This window comes from Pseudoxanthomonas sp. Root630, from assembly GCF_001427585.1.
Lineage (GTDB): Bacteria > Pseudomonadota > Gammaproteobacteria > Xanthomonadales > Xanthomonadaceae > Pseudoxanthomonas_A.
This window is the reverse complement of record NZ_LMGY01000017.1, coordinates 298,035-319,154: the sequence shown is the minus strand read 5'-3', so window position 1 is coordinate 319,154 and position 21,120 is coordinate 298,035. Positions and strand designations below refer to the sequence as shown.

Genomic DNA, 21,120 nt, shown 5'->3' with positions numbered 1-21,120 from the left:
TTTCCCACAAGCTGAGACAGCTCGAACCGTCCGCCTAGAGCTCCCGCACCCTCAGCTCGCCCGAGAGGATGGGCCGCGCCACAATGTAATAGTCGTCCCGGTCGAATTGCCCCGAGTCGCCCTTGATCCGCCTGGCCTCGCGCAAGGATCCGGCGCTCCCTAGGTAGTTCCAATGGTCAATTACGTGGAGCTGCCTGAGCTTCCCGTCTCGCTCCTCAATCGCCACCCTGCCCTTGTAGGGCCACTTGGCGACTTCGATCCCCCTGAGCGCCGTTAGCAGGCGTTCGTCGTGGTCCCGCCCAGGCTCCTTCCCGGCGCAAGCTCCGCGGCAACGGCCGATTGAATGGCGGAAGCAGGGGCGGCCGCCCGGCGTCCGTTCTAGGCCAATGCGCGCACAACAGAGCTCGTGTTCGTCCGCCAGAGCTCTAAGCTTGTCCATGGCGGCCATCTTGCTGCCGAAAAGGCCATAGAGGTTCGTCCGGAGACGAAAGTTGGGCTCGTTGGAGAACGCGTAACGCACCCCTCCCAGATCCAGCGCTATCGAGCAAATCCGATGAGTCCGCCGCAGCTTCTTGTTGTAGAGCGGCTGCAGCGTCTTGATCTGGTGGGCCTCCAGCAGCTGGGCGCCCAGGTCACCGGCTGTTCGGACATGGGTGATACGGCGGGTCTGGGACAGCATGCGCGCCTCGCCGGGCTCTCGTAGGTGGCTGAGCACCCGTGTCCGGAGATCGACGCTCTTGCCGACGTAGAGGGGGACGGACTGCTCTTCCCCGTGGAACTGGTACACGCCAGCGGCCCTGGGCAGCTCGGCCGCCAATTCCCGCAGATGGCTGGGGTACTCGTAGGGGAACTTCTCGCGTTCTTGGCGACGAAACAACATGACGTGCGTAGCGTGTGGGGCACCGGCCAGCTGCGATCGTCTGGCGAGAACGTCGCAGCAATTGCGACGGTAGCGAAGCCTAGCCGCTCAGTGCGTCCCTCGCTATTAGTATTTCGCTGAACGGCAAGCGATCGATAGTCCGACCTTGACGGCCCATCCACGGCCGCTGAGTAACGTGTGGCTATCCACCACCACGGATCGTGACTATGGCCGCCCCCATTGACCTCCCTCCTGCATACGTCTGGCACGCTGATGAGGACGGCCAGCACACGCTTCTGCTCAAAGACTGCCCCATCGTGACGGTGGGCCCCATGGGCGCTGGCTGGCTCATCCGGGTCGTGCTGAAGGGGCACGGGATCGAACCTCTGGAATACGCCGTGCGCTCGCTGGACCGCGGGAAGGGCTGGGCACAACGCTGGGTGAAGCAGCGGGAGCGTATGGTCGCGAGGGCCTGCGGGCGGCCCGTGGAGCCGTCCCGTCCCCTCTCGTCGACTTTGGGCGGAAGACGAAAGGCGGCCTGAGATGGGACCTCCTCTCCCCCGTTCGTTCTATGCTCGCGACCCGCGAATCGTCGCCCCCGAACTGCTCAATAAGTTGATCGTAGTGGCTGACGGCCGGGCGGGACGGATCGTCGAGGTCGAGGCCTACTGCGGCTCAGAGGATCCAGCTGCCCACACCTACCGCGGCAAGACGGTCCGCAATGCCACCATGTTCGGAGAGGCAGGCCACCTGTATGTCTATTTCAGCTACGGGATCCACTGGTGTGCCAACACCGTCTGTGGCGAAGTCGGCCAAGGCTTCGGCGTGCTCTTGCGCGCCATCGAGCCTGTCAAGCGCCTGGAGGCGATTCAAGAGGCCCGCGGGCTCCCAAGACGCGCGGTCGACCTAGGAAATGGGCCAGGCAAGCTGGCGCAAGCATTGGGTATCACAGGTGAGCTCAACGGCGCGGACCTCGTCACGGTTGATCGCGGGGTATGGGTGGCGGATGACGGGGTCCCACCGCCGGCCAAGCCTGCAACGACCCCCCGGGTCGGGATATCCAAAGGCCGGGATCACCCGTGGCGCTGGCATGTGCTGGGGAACCCGTTCGTTTCCCGCGCCCCGAGGCTCCCCCCGGCGAATCTCACGCCGTGACTACGAACTGAGGTGCACAGTCAGCCCATGCTAACCGTCGAGCAAATCCGCGAACGTTTGGATGAAGCCGAGGCCGCCATTCGGGATGGTCAGGTCGGCAGCAATCCGCACGACTTCATCGAGACCCTATGGGCCCAAGTCCAGGAGGAGGCTCCACCAGAGCTGAAGGTGGAGGTATACGACCGCCTCCTTGAGCTGAGCGGCTTGCTCGGCATTCGGGATACGACTCTCGCCCAGGAGCGTCTGGGCGGCCCGCTCTGGGACATGTTCCTGGCTGCGCTGGAAGACCTTCCAGACGCAACCCAGGACGAGGCCGCCTTCTGGCGAGCCGTGGACTCAGCGAAAGCACCGTTGTTCGACGGATGCACCGAGGAGTGCGGAGCGGAGATTGAGGAAGCCGTCCAAGCCGAACTGATTCGCAGCGGGCTCGCGACCCCAGGAGAGTTTTCGCCCTAGTCGGCGCTTCGCCATGAGCCACCGGGGCCAGGAGTGCCAAAATGCCATCTCCCTCTCTTCCGAGAGCCCGATTGAACTACTCCATCGCCTCGGGACATGTTCTGTGTCTGTGACGACTCAACCAACAGATCGCCTGGACGCGGTCGCGAAACTAAACGGCGCCGGATCGGCGCATATGTAGCGCGGCATCCTACATCCTCGAGCGGTGTTTCGGACAGGAAGACAGATCATTTGCCAGAACTCGAGTAAGTTCACGTGCCCGGTCGTGGGCCTGGCTCAAATGACAGCCTAGATCGTCACAAGCAGTGGCCACCTGCTGTGCAAGGTCAGGGCGCCGGTAGAAGACGATGTAATCAATCCCGCATTCGCCCAAGCGGCAGCGCGCGCATGCTGCGGCCAGCAGTTGCAATTCGTCCATCCTACCTCGAGCCTGATTTAAGCTTCGCAGAAGGCATTCGCTTCTATGAACAGTTAGGTAGCTGATCGGCTACCGAGGGTACAGCGCACCCTCAAAATCCACGTCGTCATTGAGCACTTTGATATCTTCCTAGCGCGCATGCTCGAGAATCAATACCTCCGGTTGGGAAGAGTAGGATTAGTTGTACTCCCTCCCAACATCACTATTGAGCCGACTCGAGATCAGGCTCTACGCGGACATGTTTCTCAGCCTACAACTCACCGAAATGAATATAGCTGCAGGGACCACGCATGACACCGGCTTTCGCGATCGGAACTTCGTCCCCGGCTCTACTCGTGACGTGCAGAAACTCGAGGCCTCCTGACGTGGTCCGGAGGAACGTAAAGACTTCCGCCGTCTTTCCCGGATAGACCACCAATACCGAGAACGCACTCTCCCCAACGTTAAGGGGGAGGATGGTCGCACCGTCTCCGCGCGCCGAAATGATGTCCTTTGTTGCATCCACAAATAGCACGTCGTATTCGCCATCGGAAAGCTTTACGAGCTTGACGATACCGCCAGAGATTCGATCGGCCGACCAGCCGCTGCCCTCCTTACCGACGAGGCCAGTTTCTGGGAAATATGCATAACCCTCGGGGTCCGAGCAGGATGCAATGTCTGCAGCAAATCCGCTGGTGTTCATAAGAAGGGTAATAGCAAGTAGTGCGAGGCGCATCGAAGACCCCCACGAGCAGCCAACTTTCCTAAACCGACGCCCCCCCCCCAGTCCAAATGCCGCGACTCAGCCACGACACTCCGCCCCACCATGGGTTGGCCCCTAACGCCGTCGATCTTAGGCTCGCCGGGGCGGGTCAACAAGCGCGCGGACAAAAAAATAGCCGGAGGTCTTGGTACGATCGGCCCATCCGGGACTAGAGACGGGCCATGTGCTACTCCGCGATGATCCAGGCCGACTACGACAAATACGTGCGGCTCTATGGCGCGACGATGAGTTTGGAGGATTTCGCCGAGAACGTCTGGGCAGCGCCAGACCGGGCGAAGAAGAGACGCCGCCCTAAGGCGGTGGACGACTGGTTCCGGGGACTGAGCGACCCGAAAGCACGGGAGATCTGGCGCGAGATACAGCGCCAGCGGGCGGAACGGGAAACTGAGCTCCAGCAGGAGCTATTCAAGCAGAAGAAGCGCCAGGCGGACGCAGCGCGGGCCCTGCAGACCAAGGTCACCAAGAAGGCGCAGGAGGATCTCCGGATCTCGAGCGAGAAGATCAGCAAGCTGAAGCTGGATCTAGACGACTTGCTGCGCGCGGAACCGTTGCCCAGGGATGCTCGGTTCTTCCCTGGGAACTACGCCCCTGTGATCGCCATGGAGGGCGGCCGGAAGTTGATCAAGCCTATGCGCTACCAGTGCCGGCTGCCAGGCTGGAACGAGTACATAGAGCGCAAGTACCCCGGGACCTACAACGCCCGGCGCGACAGCATCCCCAAGACCTGGGATGCCTTATTCGGCCACAAGCATGGGATCATCATTGTCAACGCCTTCTATGAGAACGTCGAGCGCCACCTGATGGAGCATCGGGAGCTTGCCGAGGGCGAATCCACGGAGAACGTCGTCCTGGAGTTCCGGCCCAAGCCTGAGCAGGACATGATCATCGCTTGCCTGTGGAACGAGTCCCCGGACGGCGATGGACATCTCCTATCGTTCGCAGCAATCACAGACGACCCGGCTCCAGAAGTGGCAGCGGCTGGCCATGATCGAACCATCATCCAGATCAAGCCCGAGAACGTGGACCGCTGGCTGACACCTGAGGGGCGCTCAATCGAAGAACTGCAGGCCATCTTGGACGATCGGCCGGAGGCGTACTACGAGCACCAAGTAGCAAGGGCGGCTTAGATAGGTCGAGTGGCTAGGAATCTGGAATGTCGTCGAAGATTTTAGGAATGTAGGCGTTCTCCCAACCCTCTTGGCCAAGCCCCTCCGCTAGACGCTCAATCTTCGCGATTTCCTCCCGCACTTGATCCAGATAGCGGACGTAAGCCTTATGCTCTGGAGAGAGATATTGCAGATCAGGTAGAAGTGGGTGTTCCAAGTAGTGTCGAGCGTGCCACTTGATATCCGCAACCAGATGCATTAACGCCCTAATTTTGTCCTTGTATCTGTCCAGGTCTGCGAGATCAAATGAGCCTTGAGACGCATGCTTCGCTCTGATCTCTTGGTTGTGGGCAGTCAATCTCCCAAGCGCCTGCTCGACTTGTTCCACGTACTGATACAGCATCTCTAGCGACTGTCGCTGATACTTGTTGATTGCGAGCAGCGCATCCTTGTAGTGGTGTCGATAGACTTCACCTTTCAGAGGTAACGGAACACCGTTGTCCAAACCACGATTCGTCGCAATCTGCAGCGATCTGGCGAGACTGAGCCAGATACGAACTGCGCCCTGATTGAGGCCTTCAACCTCTTCTGCAAGAGTGCGACGCAGGGTTCGCCGCTGGTAAAGGAGCTTTGCAATTGCCGTAATTTGGCCTAGCAACCAGCCTGCAATTACAGATACGAGGATAGTGACCCAGGACTTTTCCACATCATATTCCCGCCTACTTGATTGCATCCACTTTAGACCATTGCGCCCTTGGGCTTGACGTCTATCCGGAATGCCCTGGAAGTCGCAAACTCTGCGACAAGGATCCGCGATGATTGGTCCGTGGACACCGACTCGACTAACGCAGACCAACGCCTGTTGGAACTTATCGCCGCCCTGGTCAACGGGGACCGCTGGCTGTGTGCGGGGGCTGGGGCGGCCTACCTCGGCCAGATGCCCAAGAAGACGTTCCTGGCCTTCGCCTGCCAGCCGGGGTTCCCGGTGGCCCTGAGGGTGGGCAAGCGGCGGATGTGGCGGAAGTCCGAGCTGGACGAGTGGGCGGAGCGGCAAAGGGCCGCCCAGAGGCGCCAGAGAGCTTAGAGCGCCACGGCGGCCACCCCGCTTAAACGGGCCAGAACATCCCCTGCCCCTCTGGGGTGAAGTAGCGCGCTCCGGCAATCCAGCGCCGCCGCCATGGGTGGAAGTCCTCAGGGATCTGCTCTACCCCGTCGAAACAGGATGGCTGAACGGCGACCAGCCCTGCCGCGCGACCTAACCGGCGCCTGGCAGTGTCTCGTCCCACCCAGATCAGATCGGCCAAGTCTCCCAGGTCCCAGTCCACCCTGGACAACAGGATTACGTAAGCGGCCGCCTGTGAGTAGCTGGCCCGCACCATCTCCATCAGCTCAGACGCTTGATCTTCGATCAGCCCGCGGACCAATGGATCATCCGACTCGGGCCCGGATAGAACCTTGGATAGCGTGGCACCAACCGTCTCCTCGGCCGGCTCATCCCAACCACGATCCAGCTTCACTGCGAACCGAACAGTTTTGTCCGCGTACTTCACGAAGCGCACGTACATGCGCGCGAGAAGACGTTCTTGGTGATCTACGTTGGAGAAGTCGAACGGCTCCTCCATTTCACCACTGATCTCAACAGCAATGACCCAAGCCTCTTGGATCAGATCATCGATCTCGAACTCGCCCTGTGTCGCGTATGCAATTCTGCGCAGGTCACCCTTACGCGCGGCGACAAAACCATCGAAACGATGCATCCAGCGCTGTCCAATCGGAGTCGCGGCAGTATGCCTTCTACGCGTTACAGAATGCTGTATTCCTTGTTCGCTCAACGCAGCGCGCTACGAATATTCCTTTAGGAATGAAAGATCATCCGGTTCGGGATAGGAGACCGTAACGCACCGTCACGAACTGATCTCACCACGCGCGACGGATGACGTACACCATCCACTCCTCACGAAGGAGGTGCTTCTATGTCAGACGAATCAATCATCCCTTGGGAACTGCGCGCGATTGGCGCTGAAGATGTAGGACTGCTCCTCGGGCTTTCGCCCAGGACCGTTCTGGAGAAGGCGGCATGTCGCCCTGACTTCCCGATGCGCCTGACGATGCGACCGGCAACGTGGGTCGCCGGTGAGGTGCTGGCCTGGCGGGACGCCAATCGGGCGGGTTTGCCCAAGGGGAGGCGCCGTGGACCGCGCTCGCCGAAGTGATCCGACTGCCTCCTCTACACGCTCCAGCCGGCTGGAGGATCTGCTAGCGCTCGCCGTGGCCCTCCTCGCCGAGGAAAGGGGCGTATCGCTGGACGACGTGCGTCAGGAGCTTTGGCCCGCCTTGCCGGCAGCGGCTGACGAAATGGCGACTGCCCTACTCCCGATAAGGGCTGTGAAGGCGCGCGTCGGCCTGAGCACGGCGACGGTCTACCGCCTCATGCAGCGGGGCACGTTCCCGCGGCCGCGCAAGGTCGGCCAGAAATCGCTCTGGCGATCGGATGAGGTCGAGGCTTGGATCCTCAGCCGAGAGCGCAGAGGCGCCGACACTGGACGCCTGCTTTGACTTCTTTATGGCAGCGACTCGCACCTCGACCCGCCCTTCAAATCCGGCATCTACGCGGTGGCGAAGCGTATGTACATACACTTACCTGCGTCCGATGGCCGAACAGGTTCGAAGCGCCCGTTGGCGGAGTTGTGCGCCCCATTCCGGGACGCAGATCCCAGGAGATGTCACATGCGAAATGTTGCCCTTGGACTTGCCGCGATCTGCTTAGGAGCTGGATGCAGCTCCAAGATCGAAACTGTGAGGCTGCAGCCGGGTACGAACAAAGCGATCGACGGCACTAGCATTCCCGGAGTCATCTACTACGACCCAATGCTCGTCAAGGTTACGTATGAATTGACGCAGCTCACCGACAAAGACAAGGGATTTCTTGGTTCATCTGACGACAATTCCTGCAAGCGTGTCGTTCAGAAGCAAGAAGTAGTGACTCTCCCTGACTACGCGAATCCCAGGGCGATTCTCCACAAGCCATCGTGGTTCTCATCCTCCGAGTTTGGGGTCACGCTCAACAACGGTCTACTGACTTCCGTGACCTCAAAGTCGACACCCCAGACTGCGCCAATTCTTGAACAGCTTGTCGCCGTGCGAGAGGCCGGTGTTCTCAACAACGGCATCCCTCCGTGCAATTCCGGCCCAGTCATTAGCCGCACCGAGCGCTACTCTATTCCCTAGCTGAACTAGCGTCGCGACTGGCGTCCCTTTGCACCACGGACTAATCGTGTATCTAGCAAACAACTCGCAACCTAAGCTCCTGACGCAGAGACAGATGTTTAGAGGCCAATGGCACGCGGGCGAGATGCTGGCGGCACGCCTGCCTCTCCAAATCGAAGGGCCAGGGGAGTAACCTTTCCAAACTAAACGAAGCAACGCCGGACCTAGGATGACCAAGGACGACCATAAGACCCCCAAGCTATTCGTCTCCTATAGCTGGACCACTCCAGAGCACGAGGAGTGGGTTATCGAACTTGCCAGCCAACTGGTCGAGAACGGGGTGGATGTCGTACTCGATAAGTGGGACCTGCGAGAAGGCGACAACGCATACTCCTTTATGGAGCGCATGGTCACTGACCCATCCATCGACAAGGTGCTGATCATCTCGGATGAGGCTTACGCGGCGAAGGCAAACAATCGAGCGGGCGGCGTCGGCACCGAGACAACAATCATCTCGGCGGAGGTTTACGGCAGCCAGAAGCAATCAAGATTCGTGGTCGTTATCCCACCAGGCTCCTCCGATGGAGCTCACCATGTTCCAACCTACTACAAGGGCCGGATTCACATCGATCTGAGTAACCCGGACATCAGGGGTACTCAATTTGAACAGTTAGTTCGCTGGATCTTCGGCAAGCCGACTCATGTTCGCCCAGAGCTTGGTGCGCCCCCCGCCTATCTAACGGAACGCCCTGAGACATCTCTAGGGACGGGTGGCCGGCTAGCTAGCGCTTTAGAGTCCCTCAAAGGAGGCCGCACGAATGCCGCGGCCATGGTTGCTGACTATCTAGATACTTTTGTTTCTGGCCTGACGCGATTTCACGTTCCTCAGGACTCAACCGGCCAAGATGCCGTCCAAGAGATTCTTGATGGAATCGAAAGGTTGGAGCCCGCGCGGAATGAGTATCTTCGGATCGCCCAGACCGCTGCTCGGTCTTTGCCGCCCGACGCATTCGGTCCAGTGTTCAGAAGGTTCTTGGAGAAGCTTCTACCTCTGACGGATGCCCAAGGCAATCGCCCTTCCTGGATGGTCGATCACCTCCGATTCTTCATTTCAGAAGTCTTTCTGATCACGATCTCATCTCTCGTGGACGAAGAGCGGTTCTCAGCCGCGAAGAGTATCGTCAACAGCCGCTACTTCCTTCCTCACAAGTCAGATCGAGGCGAGTCAAGTGGCGGATTTCTGGAGTTCCGTGGCTATCTAGACTCGACGGATGCACTCAACCGAAAGCTGAATAAGGCTAGTGCTAGGGCGCTTCTTCTCAAAGATCGTGCCGAACGAGCGGGTCAGCGTGTCGAGTCAATCGCGCAAACCGAGCTGATCCTCTTTTTGAAGGCGGCATTCACAGAGCCCTATTACACCTGGTGGCCCGACTCAATGATCTACACCAATCGCTACCGCGCGCTGGAAGTATTCTCCCGGTGCGAATCCAAGGACTACTGTGAGAGCCTGCTCCCTATCATGGGGTGCAACACGGTTGAGGGCTTCAGATTGAAGATGGAGGAAGTGCTTCAGAACCCCGACCTTCAACTGCGATTCGGATTTGAGCGACCGGACTTGCGTGTCAGCTGCGGATTGAGTGCCTTAGCTTCGTTGCCATAGCCCTGACGGCCTAGGGGCCGAGAACCCTCGTAAAGCTAGATTCGGTGTGCCGGTAGCCGACACGCTCGTAGATCGATGCGGCCTGGGGGGGCGATGTAGACAGGTGCACCATCTGGATCGCCTTGCAACCCTTCGCGCGGCAGGCTGGCTCAATGGCGGCCAGAAGCGCCTTTCCTGCGCCCTGCCCCTGCTCGTCCGGGTCGACCCACCATACGACCTCGTAGGCCGCGGTCACGTCGCCGTTGAACATGAAGGGGGCCACGAACAGACCGACCATACCGATCAGCTTATCGCCGTCGTCGGCCACCAGCATCAGGTGGTTCTCCGTCAGGTTCGATGCTAGGTCGTGCACGGTGTCGGGGTTGAAGTCTGCCCAGCCGGAGTACGTGGTGGTCGCGTAGAACTTCCGGCTCATCTCCACGATGGCCGGGACATCACTCAGGGTTGCGTTTCTGACCTGCATTTCCCGTCCTTGGGAGTAAAGAAGGCGACCGCGATCAGGCGGCCATCGTTGGCATCCACGCCAAAAGCGGCGAAGGGCCACCGGGAGTGAAACAGGGCTGACTCGTAGATCACGGCGCGGCCCATCTTCATCTCGGCAAGCGCCACTTGATCCCACCGTTCCGCTTCGTCCCAGTCGTGGCGAACGATTTCGAACAGGCCGGTATCGCCGGGATCGATGCGGCCCGCCCCGGTCGCTTTGTGCCGCCAGAACGCCGTGCCCCCCTCGCCTTCGCTCAGGTACAGCACTAGAGCGTGAGTTCCCCAGCCCAAGTCTGAGTGAATCGCCGCGTTCGGCAGCTCACCGCCGAAGTTGAGCCGGTAGCCCATACCCAGCATCTCGACCGGCCCCATGACCTGCTCGATGCGCTCCAGCAGGCCCGGAACCTCAGTCAGGCACACGCGGCGGTAGACCTCACCGTCGTAGCCTGGCCAGTCCACGAACTCGGATGCCAAGGCGTGCGCGCGAATCGCCGCAGCGTCAGGCAAAAAGTTGTCGATGATCTGCATCCGCCCTCCATGGCGTTGCTTGAATATCAAATACGGCATCTAACCCACTGATGGAGCTCGCCTGCACACATGCTGGCGGCATACCAGCGGGATGCCGGCGGTATGACTGCCTAACCGACCTCCGTTTCAATCTCCCTGAGGAGCCGACCAAGCTCGCGCAGGAATGGTCGCGTACCACCCTTCCAGGCGTTACGCGACGCCACTGCCTTTCCCTCGTCCGTTCGCGGTCCCGTGGACTGCTCCCACGGTTTCCATCGCCGGATCGCTTCTGCCTGCTTTGCCCGGCGCTCGGGCGTCCAATCGCGCGACGTTGCCACTCTTATCCTCCAAAAGTTCGACCGGCGTAATCTTGGTTTCTTCGCGCGTACTTGTCGGCATGGGCTCGCCTGCAGGCACGCCGTTGTTTACCTGCTGGTGACCATTGGCGATGTTCGCCTGTTTCACAAACGCTACTGCGCGAGGGTTCTTGATCTCAGCGAGGCTTTCGAGGGTCGTCCTGCACTGCGCCTGGGCCTTCAGGGCAAGCCTGAGGTACGTTTCCACGGTGTCCGGGTAGTGGCCGATGTTCACTGCGGCACGTCGGGCACACTCGACGTATATGGCGTTCAGTGAGGTGGCCTGGGCCGTCAGTAGCTCCTCTGCCTGGCCGATGCTCCCCGATTTGGTCCGATCAATCGACGCCTGTAGTTGCCCGCAAAGGGCGCCAAGCTCGTCTCCCTGCGACAACCCCGCCCCGGTCGAGTACATCATGGTCAGAAAGGCATTGCCGGCGATCCCGTCAGTGGCACATTTCGCCAGCAACTCCTCCTGGGTCTTGCCCTCCTCCAGCTTGATCGGCAGCACGGCAGCCTTCTTATGCGTGTCTGTCATCTATTCCTCCTTGGCCCGAGGCCAGAAACTCCTGTGCACCAGTGCTAGGATCTAGGGGCGTCCAGTGGAGAACGCCCCATGTCCCAGCAGCAGCGTTACGACGTTTCGCCCAAGTGGGCGATCATCTTCTGGCTTAGCGTCATCGGAATGGTCGGCGGGTTCGGCCTAGCGATTGCCAGCATCTTCTAGCGCGCGGGCGATCTCCCGCAGTTCCGGGTCGTCCTCTCGGTCGGCAATCGTCTTCAGGGCCTGCAGCTGAGCCGGCAGCGCACCGCGCGGCATGGCCGTCGTGTTCGCCAGCCACTTCACGAAGCGGGGATTGGTCATTGCCCGGGCGGTGAAGTTTGAAGCGATGCCGCCAACCGCAATTGCCCCTGCAGCGCCAAAATTACCCGTGACGGCTGATCCAAGCAGGCTCAGCCAGTAACCCACCGCAGTGCCAAGCCGAGCGGTTCCGGACGGGTTCGCCAGCACGCCCTTTCCGTCCTTGATCGTCTCCGCGACGCGGGCAATCCGATCCATATCCCTGCGGAACCCGGAGCCGTAGGAGTCGAACAGCGCGTTCTTCGCCTGGGGACTCACGTTGCCCCAGTTGGTCAGGAACGTGTCCACGCTGAAACGGTCACCCGCGGCGTTCTGCCTGCCAGGCTTTGCAAGGCCCATGCGACGAATCACTGCAGCCGTCAGTGCGCGCCTCCCCTCCTGGGGAAGCGAACGCATCACGGTGCGCAGGATCGTTCCGCCGTCGTAACTGCCCTGCATCACAGAGCGGTAGACCTTTTCGGGTCCGCCATTCTTGCGGATGACCGAATCCAGCAGTTTCAGCCGCTCAATGCGGGCCTTGTAGTAGGCATTCGCACGGTTCAGCGCCCGGCGTTGCTCCGGCGTGGTGGCCGCGGCTTCCATGTCCTTCGTCAGGGCGTTGTAGACCTGGGACCACTTGGAACGCGGAACGTCGCTCAGCAGGGACGACCCATCCAACTCGTTACCCACGAGGGTGCGCAGCTTCTGCACCGCCTCGTATGGCAGCTTTCCGTCCGCACGACCCGCCAGGTAGTCGTCCACCTGCTGGTCGACGTAGCTCTGTCCGAACTTCGGATCCCGATAAACAGACTCCGGCGTAACCCGGCGCGTGATCTCGTCCTCCTGCATGACCTGCCGCTCGATCTGCTGGACGGTGGGCACTTGGGCGTCGATCTCGGCCTGTGTCGGAACCTTGCGGAAGTCACGGAGGCCCAACAGCCGCATGCGCTCGTTCTCTCGGGCGATCGCCTGGGCCTCACTGGTCAGACGCTGGCGCAAGGCGTCTGCCTCTTGCGTCAGCTGCTGGCGGCGGCCATCGGCATCGGCGAGAAGCTGCTGCCGGTACTGCTGCGACTCCTGGGCGAGCTCCGCCCGGCGGTAGTTCGCTGTGTCAGTCAGGTCTCCGCGTAGGGCCTCGGCGCCGGCTCGCACATCGGGCCGCGACATTGCACCCTCGACGCCCAGTGTGTCCCGCTGCAATGCATCCTCGATGCCGGCCAACTTGCCGTTGCGGAACAGCTGGGAGAGCGTCGGGGCGCCGGGAATGCCGGCATTCAACGCCTCGAGCTCTGCCCGCACGTTGTCCACGCCGATGCGCGTGTCCTGCGGGATCTGCTCATCGAGTTTCCGATACAGGTCGTCTACACGCTTTTTCGTCTCTTCTTTGAACGACCGCACGCCCTGCACGATGCGCGTACCGGCGCGCTGTCCGCTGGCGTTGCGGTAAAGCTCCTCGGCACGGTTGCGCATTCCGGCGCCTATGTCTTCGCCCTGCTTTGCCGCGAAGCGCTCCACGACACCGGAGCTCGGCGAGAAGTTGCCAAGCAGTGCTTCGGCCTCCTGGGCCGCACGTGAACCCGATGCCTGCCCCACGCTGGGCGTTGCCCCTACCGATGCGAAGTCATCGATGGTCTGCCCCATCGCCTCACGGCGCGCAGCGATGGCAGGCCCCAAGCCCTGCGCCCGAACCTCGGCAATGCTCGGGGCGCGCACTGCTGCACGAGTCGTGGCAGCAGCAAGAGCCGGCGCAGTGGGAGCCATGCCACCCGCCAAGCCCGCCAGGACTTGCAGGCCCGTACCGCCGCCCGCCTCCCTGGTCCCGCTGGCAGCGCCCACACCGGTAACCGTTGAGGCTGTCTGCAAAGCGGGCTGCGCCGTCAGGAAGTCGCCCAACTTGCTGCGAACCGCGTTTCCAACCGTCTGCGCACCCTGGGCGCCGCGGGCCACAAGTCCACCAATGCCCATGGTCAAGCCGGTACCGGCCAGACCTTCGCCAATGTCCGCGACGACGCGCTGCGTGGCCGTCTGGGGTCGACGCATACCCCACTCGTCCGCCTGGGCTGCTGCTGCGTCACGGTAGGTTTGGTTACCGATGCCCAATTGGTCACCCCAGCCGATGGCGCGGTCCAACGGGCTCAACACGTACTCGTTCAGCGCGTCACCGCCCAGCATGCCGTACAGGCCATAAGCCGCCTGCATGGTCTCGCGTCCGCCAATCTCGCCAAGGAAACGCCCAACAGCATTCCCTTCCTTGACTTGGGGTTGTGCGGGCTGGGATCGCTTGCGCACGTCGGCCAGCGTCATGCGCTTGGGCTGCACGATGGTCTCCGTGGAATCCACCCGAGCCGTCACGCCTGAGAAGTCGGCCCGCTTGTTCCTCGCCCTAATCTCGTTCAAGGTGGGCATTTAGCGGACCTCCTCAACTTCAGGGTTGCCGTTCAAGTCGCCGCCGGTCACGCGATAGCGTCGGCCACCCTCGGTGATGATCTGGCCGACCTTGTAACGGGATGCGCCCTGCTGGGCTGCTGCCTTGCGCTGCCGGTACACGTCACCGTTGAACAGCTGCGGGTAGCTCTCCACCTGGGTGTCGATGTTCCGCTCGATCACGCGGTAAAGCTCGTCAAGCTGGGCATCGATCTGGGCACGGGTTCGCGGGTCGGTGACCGCGCTGAAACTGGTCGGGTCACGCAGTGCGTTTTCCAGCATCGGAAGCTCGCCCGGCTGCAATACGCCAGTGTTGTACAGAATGCGCAGGCTGGCACGGGCGTTGTTGTAGGCAGTGCCGAGTCGGCCCTTGGCGGCACCGTCCAACAGCAGGCGCGGGTCGTTCGGAACCTCGGCCAGCGCCGTATCGAACGCCTTGAACATGTTGAAGGCGTCTTTGGTTTCCTTGAACTGCTTACGCACCGCAGCTGCTTCACCGGCGGACAGCGGAACCACGCCACCCGTGCCCGGGCGCGCATCCGGCTTGTTCACAACGTCGATTGCACCCGTGGACAGATTGCGTTGCGCGACCGTATCCCTTGGCAATCCCGCGCGCTGCACCTCGTCCGGGGTAAGTTGCACGAACTGGTCGCGATTGTCCTGCTTACGGGGTCCGCGCACGCCCGGGATGATCGTGCTGCCGCCAGCGCCGGCCGAAGGGGCGCCGTAATACTCGGCGGGCGTGCGATCCACGCTCGGCAAGGTTGCGGATCCACCATCCGGCACCGCGTTCCACTCGCCCGGGTTCTGCAGGATGGACTCGCGCGTCTGCGGATCCAAGTCGTCGCCTATGGTGATCGGCATTCCGTCCGGGCCCTTGAACAGGGTAGATCCGCTCGGCGCTGTGACCTTCGGTTGGCCTGGTGCGGGTGCACCGTTGCTGTTGAACGTCGGCGGGGTCAGCCAATGCACGTTCCCCTCAGCGTCGGTGTATATCTGCGGCCGCGGCGGCGCGAACGGCACTTCCGCGATCACCTCGCCGTTGGGGCCGAAACGCTTGGAGCCCGGGCCGAGCGTGAACTGCTCGCCTGCTCCGCCCTCGCCGTCGTACTGCGTCAGCGCGTTGACGGTCTTTAGGATCGTGTCCTGCGTGTCCTGCGTCCAATCTGGCGCCTGCATGCCTCGTGCGCGGAGCTTGGGCAAGACGTAGTTGGTATACGCGGCCTGCTGCTGCTCGGGAGGCGCCTGCTTGATAAACCGCGCGTAGCCGATTAGCTCCTGCTGGTCCCGGTCATCCTCGGCGTTCCAGTTCTTCTGTTGCGCCTGGGCGAACTCGGGCGACAGCTTCGCAAGCTCCGACAGATGCCCCTGCCGCTGGTCCCTCGGCATGCCGTAGGCCAGTGCGGCCAATCCCTTTAGCTGCGTCTGGTCGCGCTGCTGCTTGATCTGCTGGCCGAAGTTGTAGCCGCCCTGAAGGGCGCGCAGAAAATTGCCCTGATAGTCGTCCATTACCAGCCTCCCCCTTTGCTCCAGTCCACGATGCCCGGGCGCGGCGTGCTCCACAGGTTGTCTTGGTTGTTGCCGAAGTTGTAGATGGAGCCCGGACCAGTCGCCGCCTGCTTGCCCCACAGCGTGCTTCCACCACTCCCAAGGTTTCCGAAGCTCGAAAGCCCACCTCCACCGCCACCACCCATGCCGGCGTAGGTGCTGAAGGCCGAAGCGATGGCGTTGCCGTAACCGGCCTGCGTCATCGGACCCGCTGCGGCTCGCTGGGCGTCAGCCGCGCCCTTGATACCTCGAGCCTGCGCCCAGTTCTGGGCGTAGTTCTGCCCAAGCTGTCCAAGGTACTGCGCCGTTCCCAGACCCTGATTGCTGAGGGCCATGTTCCGGTCGAAGAACTTGCCGTATTCCTGCGAAGCAAGGCCCTGATTGAAGCGCAGGATGTCCGCATCGGTTGCGCCGCCGCGGTAGTTGCCACGGGCCGCCGCCATGCGGGACAAGCCCTGCAAGCCCTGGTCCTGCTGCCACTGGTAGGAGGGGTCTTCCTGGAAGCTCGAGAAGTCGCCATTCATCAGCGCTTGGAGACGACTATTGGCCTGCTGCCCTGTCGTCAGCCAGCCAGATGCATCCTGCCGGCCCTGGTTGTAGACATCGTCGTACTTCGCCATGGCATCGGACGCGGCGTTCCCCTGCGCCCTGCCTGCCGCCTTGGCTGCGGCGCCTTGGCGGTTGGCGCTGTATGCCATGCCGGCGCCGACTGCGACGGCTGCGGTTACAGCGGCCATTGGGCCACCTCCGCCAGCAGGGACACGACAGCAGCAGCCAGGGCACCACAGAGGGCGTACAGGCGCGTGCGAATCGGTTTCGTCTCGTCACTCAGGGCACCCCAAGCGCCTACGGGGTCCGTCTCGTCGTGCGTGTCTGCGGTCGCCGCGGTGCGTGCCTTTCGGCGCGCGACGGCGTAGCCAATGCCGGCGCCAATGACGACGGCTAGGGTGGTCAGAATCATCGGGTTTCGCTTCCTTGCGTTGGGGAGTGGTCGGCGCTTCCTGCGCCTCAGTGGTGCGCGGCGATTGAAACCTCGCCGCCCGGTTGTACGGTGGCCGTGGTGTGGCCGTTGGTGAATCCGACCGTGGGCTCGCAGCTGCATTCAGCAGCGCCGGCAGGTACGCCACAGCCGGGGGCGTGCTCGATCCAGTGCGCGGCGTTGTGGCCCCACTGGAACCCGGCACGTGCAGCCCGCACCTGAGCGATGTCGACGCGCCAATATGCGGGGTCCAGCTCCTGCAGGTAGGAGAAGTCCAGGGCGGTTGCATCGCCCGTGTGGCGCGTCCAGCGCTGAAGAACTCGCAGGGCCTTGTCCTCGTTCCCGAAGCGGCGAGCCTCTGCAAAGAACACCGGGTGCCCCACGAAAGCCGCCCATTCGTCCAGGTCGCCGGCTACGTGGTACAGGGAGCGCGGACCGTCCGGCGTGCTCTCGGTACGCACGCCGTACTGGTAGAGACCGAAGTTGCGGGCCACCTGCACACCGCTGGGGTGGTCTGTCATCAGCAGAAGTCGACGGCAATCTGTCGCACAGAAGGCGAACATCACGAGGGCCTGAAACTTCAGCGCCAGGTCTACGTCGTTGGATGCGAAGGAATCGGCGATCTGGTAAACGCCATCGCCCAGCGATTCAAGCGCGGCAGCGCCGCCCGTGTCGAAGGCAAGACCGATAGACGACGGCCAAGCGTCGGTGATCGCCTCCAGGTCATCAGCGGGCCAGTGCGGCGGGGTATTCCATACGCCGGTCCCGGCAGCTACTAGGGCCTCCGGTGATTCGGCAATGCGGAAGCCCATGCCGGCCAGGTACAGGGTGGCGTTACGCTCGTCCATGTCGCGTCCTTGCGAGTGAGTGAATAGCTAGCCGCCCTACAACCCGGGGCGGCGCGGTGTCGGCGCCGAAGCGCCCACGTCGACCCGGTGCGCATGCATTCGCAGGCGGGACGCAGTGAAGGTGCCGCCCATATACCGGGACGGCTCGGTCGGCCGTTGACGAGACGGCCTGCTCGCGAGCCAGGAGGGGCAGTCGCGAGTGTTCGGGATAGCTGCCACCCATTCACCGGGATGGCGCGGCCGGCCATGCTGGAGGTGGGCATGGCCGCTACGTCAGCGGTACCGACTGACGCATGGGAAGGTCGAAGCAGGCAAAGAAAAGGGGGCGGATCGCCCGCCCCCATCTCAACCGCTCCCCAGCGTGTCCAACAAAAAGCCCCGGTGGTTGCCGGGGCTAGATGGTGGCGCGATACCTGCGCTCACCGTAGCTGAATTTTCGCTTCCCGGGTCCGGACTAAGGCAGTGCGCCGGGGTCGCTGGTTCAGAAAGGATCCTGTGCGATGCCGAACTCTCGGAAGTCGGCCAAGGGATCACCCGTATCACAAGGCAATTCCCTAGCGTTCAACCAATTATGGGTTCCCACCCCATCGGCAAAGCCCCCGGAACCCCTGTTTTCGGGGTCAAAGTGGGGTCTTTCGTAAACACTCGCTGAATCGTCCCTCTCGATGCCGTGCCACGCTGCAACTGCGGCCCGCACCAGACGCCCAAGCGTTTGTTTCCGCATGCCCAACTGCGCCGCTAGATCCTGCTGGGGCATCGCCACCGGATCGCCAGCAGCCGCCCAGTAACCGCACCGGAACGCGATCACCAGTTGCACGGCCGTGGCCCGTAGGTTGCCGCGTGCACACAGGGCCAGGAAGTGGCGCATGCGTGCCTCGTAGCTCGTGCGGTACGGCTTGCCTTCGGCGATGTGCCGCTCCCATCGTTTCGCCTCCTCGATGATGGGGGTTGTTATGACGGCCCAGCCCGTGGGGTTGTGGTCGTAGTCTTCCGGGATCTGCTCCCACGGCCGCAAGTCGTCGTTGTTGTTGTCGTCCATCTTTCCTCCCGCCCTTTCCATGGGCATTGGTGCTGCCATTGCCACACCACAGCGCCGGGGCAGCGGCCGGCATCCGTGTTCTGTCTCTGTGCATGCGTTCGCATTGCGTCCGGCTCCCGGACCGGTACGTCTGCCGTACTGGTGCGGTCACCCTTGTCTAGTAACCCCAATCCAGTAACCCCCGGCCTATCTAGTGAGTCCGGAGCGCCGCGTCGGCAGCCGCACTCACGGCCGCCATGCGTCGCCCTCCTCCACGTTCGGATAGGCCGCAGTCACGCCCGCAATGATGGTTCCCCACCCGAACGGTGCATCCTCGGCGGCGCTGTTCTCCGCATCCATCTGTTCGACCGTCAGCGGATCCACGAGGCGCCAGCGGGGCGACGTGAGCCCGTCGTGGTACTCCGGCAGCGGATGCAGCCCCAAGTGCGGGCAATCCACGTACAGGCCAGCGCGGACGCCGATGTGCTCGCCCGACCATTGCGCACCCTGCCGGCGCTGCAGCGATAGCCAGGTGTCGACCCGCACCAGCTCCCATGCGTCGTCGGTCTCGTCGCACGCGAAGTGGTACAGGCCCGGCGCCGTGGGCGCTGTTGTTGTCCAGGTTGGCGAATCCATTTGCGTATCCATTCGGCCTCCTAAGCCATTGTTTCGGTTGCGCCTGATAGGCACGAACCGTCGACGAACCGTTCCGAAACCGTTGCGACGACAGGCCGAGCTCTACTCCTCAATGCCCTGTCCGCGTGCATGACGGATCGCGGCAACTAGCTCCGGCACGACGAAGCAGGCGAGATAAGCGGCATCTGTCAGATCAGTTCGCATTACGTGCTCCGGTACGACCCCACCCCGGGACATTTGGTCGCGGTACGATTTCGACATCGCCTCGCACCGCGCGAGGTAATGGGGAGTTACCTCTATGGCGTACTCAGACGACTTGAAGCGGATGTCCATGGAGCAGATCGCACAGGCGACGTCTGGCTGGGCGGTCGGCACACGTGACCACTGGCTATGCCTGTTTGAGATCGAAAGGCGACGCAACAGGGGGCCGACAATTCGGTCATGGATCGCCATTGCGATCAGCGTCTTGGCCTTGGTCGTTTCAGTTGTGGGGGCCATCTAGATCCTCCTCGGAGTCGGTAGTACCTTTTGCCTTGAGACCTAAGACCAGAAATTGGCTTTTGGTGTCTTGAGAGTGGGTCTCGCGGCAGTGTCGTTCTTGGTTTCCGAGGGGTCTTCCCATAGAGGAGGTCTTAAGAGCCCCTATCTGAAGAGCTTTATTAAGTAGCCAGATTCTGGTTTCTGGTTCGGACAGAAATTGGTTCTTGGTCTGCATCAGCGCACGCCTCCTCGCGTCGTCACTTGGTATCGATCGACCGTGTTTCCGAGCTGACCAAATCGACCCTGCTCGACCTTCATCAGGAAGCCGGCAGCCGCAGCCAGCTTCACGTTTGCTCGGAACGTGCCCACCGACATGGTTGGCGCGAGATCCGAAGGGCTCAGGCAGACGGTTCCATCTCCGCCCTCTGCCAGTCGGCGGTAAGCCATGTTCACGATGGCTTGCGCATTGCCAGGCAGTGACCTGTAGTCGGGTGAATCGAAAACCGACAGCGGCAGCGGAAGATCGCCCTTTGGAGCCACTGAGAAGGCGTTTCGGACGATCCCGTCCACCTCCGTAGCGCAAAGGGGCGGATCGCACCGTTCCGCGTTGATTCGCTGGATCCGCTGGCATGCCTCCGGGAGCGCAAAGCCCTTGTTGACGAACCCGCGCGCCAGTTGCAGTAGCGACGTGTTGCGCTCCCCTTTCGGGATCACTTCCGCGATCCCTTCCCGCCGCTTCGTCGCATGCTGTTGAGACAGAGCCACCGGAAAGGCGGTCGTCACTTGTTCAAAGGTGTACCGAGGCAAGTCGACTAGTTCGACGATGCGGGACAGGAAAGGGGCGCCGCCGTGCTTGCGATGGAAGAAGCCTGGGAGCCTCGCCACGCGACACAGGTCATTGACGCTAGGGTCGGACCGGAAGCGCGCCGCGATGGCCTTCTGGAGCGGCTTGAATGCGTCCAGCGGGACGCCCTCAACGCACCAATAGGCGTGGTACTTCCCAGGCGACGTCTCCACTACCGCATGCGGCTGCAGGGGACCGTTTTGGACGGGCTTGAGCGGCGCACCGTCCAGGTCGGCAAACAGCGCCCTGACGTCCAGCACATCTTTGGCCTTGCGTCCCTTCCCGTTGCCCTTGTTGACCATGAAGAAGATGCCCGCCCCGTCAGCATTCAAGCTGTCGAGCCTCGCGCCGTACTGGGCCAAGCTGCCGTGTCGCTGGCATGCCAGGCGCTTCCGCTTTAGCCCCTGGTCATCGTCGAAGGTCTGGAACGTCACCGGCCCATCGCCTGCAATCAGGCGAAGGAGCCGAGTGGCTTCCATGTGGTCCGTGGTGACCATCCTTGGTCGCTCTCCTCAACCCTTCGCCCGGGGGCGTC

General features: G+C 62.0%; 21 protein-coding genes. 5 read left to right on the top strand and 16 right to left on the bottom strand.

Annotation, left to right across the window (positions count from 1 at the left end; all coding sequences use genetic code 11):
- Positions 1 to 34: 34 nt before the first annotated feature.
- Complete coding sequence (locus ASD72_RS16240; RefSeq protein ID WP_056880977.1) at positions 35 to 880, bottom strand: hypothetical protein; 846 nt, start codon at positions 878 to 880, stop codon at positions 35 to 37.
- Between the two features lie 522 nt (positions 881 to 1,402).
- On the opposite strand from ASD72_RS16240, the gene ASD72_RS16230 reads away from it, so the two are divergent.
- Both ASD72_RS16230 and ASD72_RS16225 read left to right on the top strand, forming a co-directional pair.
- The gene (locus tag ASD72_RS16230; RefSeq protein ID WP_056880975.1) at positions 1,403 to 2,014 is read left to right on the top strand and encodes a DNA-3-methyladenine glycosylase; all 612 of its coding nucleotides are present in this window, start codon (positions 1,403 to 1,405) and stop codon (positions 2,012 to 2,014) included.
- Positions 2,015 to 2,041: 27 nt separating this feature from the next.
- The gene (locus tag ASD72_RS16225; RefSeq protein ID WP_056880974.1) at positions 2,042 to 2,470 is read left to right on the top strand and encodes a hypothetical protein; all 429 of its coding nucleotides are present in this window, start codon (positions 2,042 to 2,044) and stop codon (positions 2,468 to 2,470) included.
- A gap of 668 nt (positions 2,471 to 3,138) precedes the next feature.
- On the opposite strand, the gene ASD72_RS16220 is transcribed toward ASD72_RS16225, so the two are convergent.
- Positions 3,139 to 3,603 (bottom strand): hypothetical protein, encoded by a 465-nt coding sequence (locus ASD72_RS16220; RefSeq protein ID WP_056880973.1) that lies wholly within the window; start codon positions 3,601 to 3,603, stop codon positions 3,139 to 3,141.
- A gap of 224 nt (positions 3,604 to 3,827) precedes the next feature.
- Between ASD72_RS16220 and ASD72_RS16215 the strand changes: the two genes are divergently transcribed.
- Entirely contained in the window at positions 3,828 to 4,778 is a 951-nt protein-coding gene (locus tag ASD72_RS16215) for an SOS response-associated peptidase family protein (RefSeq protein ID WP_235578035.1), read from the top strand.
- A 13-nt stretch (positions 4,779 to 4,791) separates the two neighbouring features.
- On the opposite strand, the gene ASD72_RS21070 is transcribed toward ASD72_RS16215, so the two are convergent.
- Together ASD72_RS21070 and ASD72_RS16200 are read right to left on the bottom strand one after the other, a co-directional pair.
- Positions 4,792 to 5,463: a hypothetical protein gene (locus ASD72_RS21070; RefSeq protein ID WP_155944700.1), complete on the bottom strand. Its 672-nt coding sequence runs from the start codon at positions 5,461 to 5,463 to the stop codon at positions 4,792 to 4,794.
- Between the two features lie 400 nt (positions 5,464 to 5,863).
- Positions 5,864 to 6,514 (bottom strand): hypothetical protein, encoded by a 651-nt coding sequence (locus ASD72_RS16200; protein ID WP_056880969.1) that lies wholly within the window; start codon positions 6,512 to 6,514, stop codon positions 5,864 to 5,866.
- 970 nt (positions 6,515 to 7,484) lie between these two features.
- On the opposite strand from ASD72_RS16200, the gene ASD72_RS21060 reads away from it, so the two are divergent.
- Together ASD72_RS21060 and ASD72_RS16190 are read left to right on the top strand one after the other, a co-directional pair.
- The gene (locus tag ASD72_RS21060) at positions 7,485 to 7,985 is read left to right on the top strand and encodes a hypothetical protein (protein ID WP_155944699.1); all 501 of its coding nucleotides are present in this window, start codon (positions 7,485 to 7,487) and stop codon (positions 7,983 to 7,985) included.
- Positions 7,986 to 8,193: 208 nt separating this feature from the next.
- The gene (locus ASD72_RS16190) at positions 8,194 to 9,624 is read left to right on the top strand and encodes an SEFIR domain-containing protein (RefSeq protein ID WP_056880967.1); all 1,431 of its coding nucleotides are present in this window, start codon (positions 8,194 to 8,196) and stop codon (positions 9,622 to 9,624) included.
- Positions 9,625 to 9,634: 10 nt separating this feature from the next.
- On the opposite strand, the gene ASD72_RS16185 is transcribed toward ASD72_RS16190, so the two are convergent.
- The 12 genes from ASD72_RS16185 to ASD72_RS16130 form a co-directional block, all read right to left on the bottom strand.
- Positions 9,635 to 10,087, bottom strand: a complete 453-nt coding sequence (locus ASD72_RS16185) for a GNAT family N-acetyltransferase (protein ID WP_056880966.1) — start codon at positions 10,085 to 10,087, stop codon at positions 9,635 to 9,637.
- On the bottom strand, positions 10,063 to 10,635 hold the full coding sequence (locus ASD72_RS16180) for a DUF6445 family protein (protein WP_056880965.1): 573 nt from the start codon (positions 10,633 to 10,635) through the stop codon (positions 10,063 to 10,065). The genes ASD72_RS16185 and ASD72_RS16180 overlap by 25 nt, the downstream gene beginning before the upstream one ends.
- Before the next feature lie 189 nt (positions 10,636 to 10,824).
- Positions 10,825 to 11,505 carry a hypothetical protein gene (locus tag ASD72_RS21055; RefSeq protein WP_056880964.1) on the bottom strand — a complete coding sequence of 227 codons (681 nt, stop codon included), beginning with the start codon at positions 11,503 to 11,505 and terminating at the stop codon, positions 10,825 to 10,827.
- A 165-nt stretch (positions 11,506 to 11,670) separates the two neighbouring features.
- Positions 11,671 to 14,214: a hypothetical protein gene (locus ASD72_RS16170; protein ID WP_056880963.1), complete on the bottom strand. Its 2,544-nt coding sequence runs from the start codon at positions 14,212 to 14,214 to the stop codon at positions 11,671 to 11,673.
- Positions 14,215 to 15,741 (bottom strand): hypothetical protein, encoded by a 1,527-nt coding sequence (locus ASD72_RS16165; protein ID WP_056880962.1) that lies wholly within the window; start codon positions 15,739 to 15,741, stop codon positions 14,215 to 14,217.
- Entirely contained in the window at positions 15,741 to 16,517 is a 777-nt protein-coding gene (locus ASD72_RS16160) for a hypothetical protein (protein ID WP_155944698.1), read from the bottom strand. The genes ASD72_RS16165 and ASD72_RS16160 overlap by 1 nt, the downstream gene beginning before the upstream one ends.
- Positions 16,505 to 16,741: a hypothetical protein gene (locus ASD72_RS16155; RefSeq protein ID WP_056880960.1), complete on the bottom strand. Its 237-nt coding sequence runs from the start codon at positions 16,739 to 16,741 to the stop codon at positions 16,505 to 16,507. The genes ASD72_RS16160 and ASD72_RS16155 overlap by 13 nt, the downstream gene beginning before the upstream one ends.
- Before the next feature lie 47 nt (positions 16,742 to 16,788).
- On the bottom strand, positions 16,789 to 17,607 hold the full coding sequence (locus ASD72_RS16150; protein WP_056880959.1) for a hypothetical protein: 819 nt from the start codon (positions 17,605 to 17,607) through the stop codon (positions 16,789 to 16,791).
- Positions 17,608 to 18,088: 481 nt separating this feature from the next.
- Positions 18,089 to 18,646: a hypothetical protein gene (locus ASD72_RS16145; RefSeq protein ID WP_155944697.1), complete on the bottom strand. Its 558-nt coding sequence runs from the start codon at positions 18,644 to 18,646 to the stop codon at positions 18,089 to 18,091.
- Positions 18,647 to 18,871: 225 nt separating this feature from the next.
- On the bottom strand, positions 18,872 to 19,261 hold the full coding sequence (locus tag ASD72_RS16140; protein ID WP_056880957.1) for a hypothetical protein: 390 nt from the start codon (positions 19,259 to 19,261) through the stop codon (positions 18,872 to 18,874).
- 102 nt (positions 19,262 to 19,363) lie between these two features.
- Positions 19,364 to 19,759 carry a hypothetical protein gene (locus tag ASD72_RS21050; RefSeq protein WP_155944696.1) on the bottom strand — a complete coding sequence of 132 codons (396 nt, stop codon included), beginning with the start codon at positions 19,757 to 19,759 and terminating at the stop codon, positions 19,364 to 19,366.
- A 216-nt stretch (positions 19,760 to 19,975) separates the two neighbouring features.
- Positions 19,976 to 21,082 carry a DNA-primase RepB domain-containing protein gene (locus ASD72_RS16130; RefSeq protein WP_056880955.1) on the bottom strand — a complete coding sequence of 369 codons (1,107 nt, stop codon included), beginning with the start codon at positions 21,080 to 21,082 and terminating at the stop codon, positions 19,976 to 19,978.
- Positions 21,083 to 21,120: the final 38 nt, after the last annotated feature.